This is a genomic window from Planktothrix tepida PCC 9214 (assembly GCF_900009145.1).
In the GTDB taxonomy this organism is placed as follows: domain Bacteria; phylum Cyanobacteriota; class Cyanobacteriia; order Cyanobacteriales; family Microcoleaceae; genus Planktothrix; species Planktothrix tepida.
Window position 1 is genome coordinate 1 of the sequence record NZ_LN889789.1, and the last position, 3,339, is coordinate 3,339.

Here is a 3,339-nt window from a genome sequence, read left to right on the forward strand (position 1 = left end):
GTCTTCGTGGGTTGGTCAGGAGTTCTACTGTTTCCTTGTGCTTATCTAGCCCTTGGTGGCTGGTTAACCGGAACAACCTTTGTTACTTCCTGGTACACCCACGGTTTAGCAAGCTCTTATTTAGAAGGCTGTAACTTCTTAACAGCCGCTGTTAGTAGCCCCGCCAACAGCTTAGGACATTCCTTGCTGTTCCTGTGGGGGCCAGAAGCTCAGTGGGACTTCACTCGTTGGTGTCAACTGGGTGGACTGTGGGCATTTGTGGCTCTGCACGGTGCTTTCGCCCTGATCGGCTTTTGTCTGCGTCAGTTAGAAATTGCCCGTTTAGTCGGCATTCGTCCCTACAACGCCATCGCCTTCACTGGGCCGATTGCGGTATTCGTCAGTGTGTTCCTGATGTACCCCTTGGGTCAGTCTAGCTGGTTCTTTGGCCCTAGCTTTGGGGTGGCGGGAATCTTCCGCTTCATCCTATTCCTGCAAGGGTTCCATAACTGGACACTGAATCCCTTCCACATGATGGGAGTCGCGGGAATCCTCGGTGGTGCGCTGCTGTGCGCCATTCACGGAGCGACGGTGGAAAATACCTTGTTTGAAGATGGCGACAAAGCCAACACCTTCCGGGCTTTTGAACCGACTCAAGCAGAAGAAACCTATTCTATGGTGACCGCCAACCGCTTCTGGTCACAAATCTTCGGGATTGCGTTTTCCAACAAACGTTGGTTACACTTCTTCATGTTGTTCGTGCCTGTCACGGGACTGTGGATGAGTTCCATCGGTATTGTCGGTTTAGCACTCAACCTGCGGGCTTATGATTTCGTCTCCCAAGAATTACGGGCAGCCGAAGATCCTGAGTTTGAAACGTTCTATACCAAGAACATTCTGTTAAATGAAGGTCTGCGGGCTTGGATGGCTCCTGCGGATCAACCCCACGAAAACTTTATTTTCCCGGAGGAGGTATTACCGCGTGGTAACGCTCTCTAATACTTCTTATGTCAGCGGCCGTGACCAAGATTCCACAGGATTTGCTTGGTGGGCGGGTAACGCTCGTCTGATTAATTTGTCTGGTAAGTTGCTGGGCGCTCACGTTGCTCACGCTGGTTTGATCGTATTCTGGGCTGGGGCAATGACCCTGTTTGAAGTGGCTCACTTCATTCCTGAAAAGCCCATGTATGAACAAGGTTTGATTCTGATCCCCCACATGGCAACCCTCGGTTGGGGTGTTGGCCCTGGTGGTGAAGTCATTGATACCTTCCCCTATTTTGTGATTGGGGTTCTGCACTTAATTTCCTCAGCGGTTCTCGGTTTAGGCGGGATTTATCATGCCGTTCGTGGCCCTGAAGTTTTAGAAGAATATTCTTCTTTCTTTGGCTACGACTGGAAAGACAAAAACCAAATGACCAATATTATCGGGTATCACCTGATTCTGTTAGGTCTGGGTGCTTTCCTGTTGGTGTTCAAAGCCATGTTCTTTGGCGGTGTTTATGACACTTGGGCACCCGGTGGTGGTGATGTTCGCATCATTACTAATCCAACCCTCAACCCAGGGGCGATCTTTGGCTATCTGACCAAAGCTCCCTTCGGTGGAGAAGGCTGGATCATCGGTGTTGACAACATGGAAGACATCATCGGTGGTCATATTTGGATTGGTCTGATCTGCATTTCTGGCGGAATCTGGCACATCCTCACCAAACCCTTTGGCTGGGCACGTCGCGCTTTCATTTGGTCTGGAGAAGCTTATCTGTCCTACAGCTTAGGCGCTCTGTCCCTGATGGGCTTTATCGCCGCTTCTTATGTTTGGTTCAATAACACCGCTTATCCTAGCGAGTTCTACGGCCCCACAAACGCTGAATCTTCTCAAGCTCAGTCCTTTGTGTTCTTAGTCCGTGACCAAAAACTCGGTGCCAATATCGGTTCTGCTCAAGGCCCTACAGGTCTAGGTAAATACCTGATGCGTTCTCCGACAGGTGAAATCATCTTCGGTGGTGAAACCATGCGCTTCTGGGATTTCCGTGGCCCTTGGTTAGAGCCTCTGCGTGGCCCCAACGGTCTTGACCTGAATAAGCTGAGAAACGATATCCAACCTTGGCAAATTCGCCGCGCTTCTGAGTACATGACTCATGCTCCTAACGGTTCTATTAACTCCGTGGGCGGGATCATTACTGAAGCTCAAGGGTTTAACTATGTTAACCCCCGCGCTTGGTTGGCTGGTTTCCACTTCATTATGGGCTTCTTCTTCTTAATTGGTCACTTATGGCACGCAGGTCGCGCTCGTGCTGCGGTGGCTGGTTTTGAGAAAGGTATTGACCGGAAATCAGAAGCTGTACTTTCTATGCCTAATTTAGACTAAGGTTTAATCCTGATGTCTGATGACAGTGTAGATCGTTAATCAAAGACCCCGCCTGAAGAATCAGGTGGGGTTTTTCATTAGAATTTATTTGGAATTAATAAGTATTATTACAATTAAAAATGTGATATTTGTCATTTTAATACGGAAAGCCACGTTAAAGACATTTGCACCTTTAAACCAGATATTATTATTGGTGGCCCTCCCTGCCAAGGTTTTAGTATTGCAGGGCCAGCCCACAAAGATCCTCAAGATCCTAGAAATAGCCTATTTATTAACTTTACTCAATGGATTAGTTTTCTGCAACCTAAAGCTTTTATCATGGAAAATGTTAAAGGTTTGCTCTCTCGCAAAAATGGTGAAGGAATAAAGGTCATAGATCTGATTAAAAAGACCTTTGAAGAATTAGGATATTTTGTTGAAATTTGGTTATTAAATGCTGCTGAATATGGTGTACCTCAAATCAGAGAGCGTGTTTTTATTGTAGGAAATAATAGGGGAAAAGTAATGGGTTTTCCACCCAAGTCCCATTCTATAAATGACTCTAATTCTAATCATTTACAATTATCTATATTACCGGATCAGCAGTTATTCCCCGCTTTAACTCTATGGGATGCTATATCAGATTTACCACCTTTGAATGCCCGTGAAGGTCAAGAGGAATTGCCTTATAGTTTAGCATCTCAAAATCCTTATCAAGACTGGCTCAGAAAGGGGAGCCAAACAATCTATAATCATGTTGCAATGGATCATTCTCAAAGACTTGTAGAACGCTTTAAACAGATTAAATGGGGGGAATCAAGTGCTAATGTATCCAAAGAATATGGGGCAAGACATCGAAGCGGGAATGGAGAATTATCTGGTCAAACTTACGATCAAAATAATCGCCGTTTGTACCCCCATAAACCATCCCATACCATCACTGCCTCATTTTATGCTAATTTTCTTCATCCCTTCCAACACCGGAATTTAACAGCACGGGAAGGAGCGCGAATTCA

At 46.3% G+C, this 3,339-nt stretch carries 3 protein-coding genes; all 3 read left to right on the forward strand.

Annotated features, from left to right (window positions below; all coding sequences use genetic code 11):
* Nucleotides 1-978 (forward strand): photosystem II D2 protein (photosystem q(a) protein) (psbD, locus tag PL9214_RS10475; protein ID WP_072718778.1); only part of this gene is annotated, 978 nt, incomplete at its 5' end.
* Nucleotides 962-2,344 (forward strand): photosystem II reaction center protein CP43, encoded by a 1,383-nt coding sequence (psbC, locus tag PL9214_RS10480; protein WP_072718779.1) that lies wholly within the window; start codon nt 962-964, stop codon nt 2,342-2,344. The genes psbD and psbC, both read left to right, overlap by 17 nt.
* Before the next feature lie 189 nt (nt 2,345-2,533).
* Nucleotides 2,534-3,339, forward strand: an 806-nt coding sequence (locus PL9214_RS10485; RefSeq protein WP_245824227.1) for a DNA cytosine methyltransferase, incomplete at its 3' end; no start/stop codon positions are given.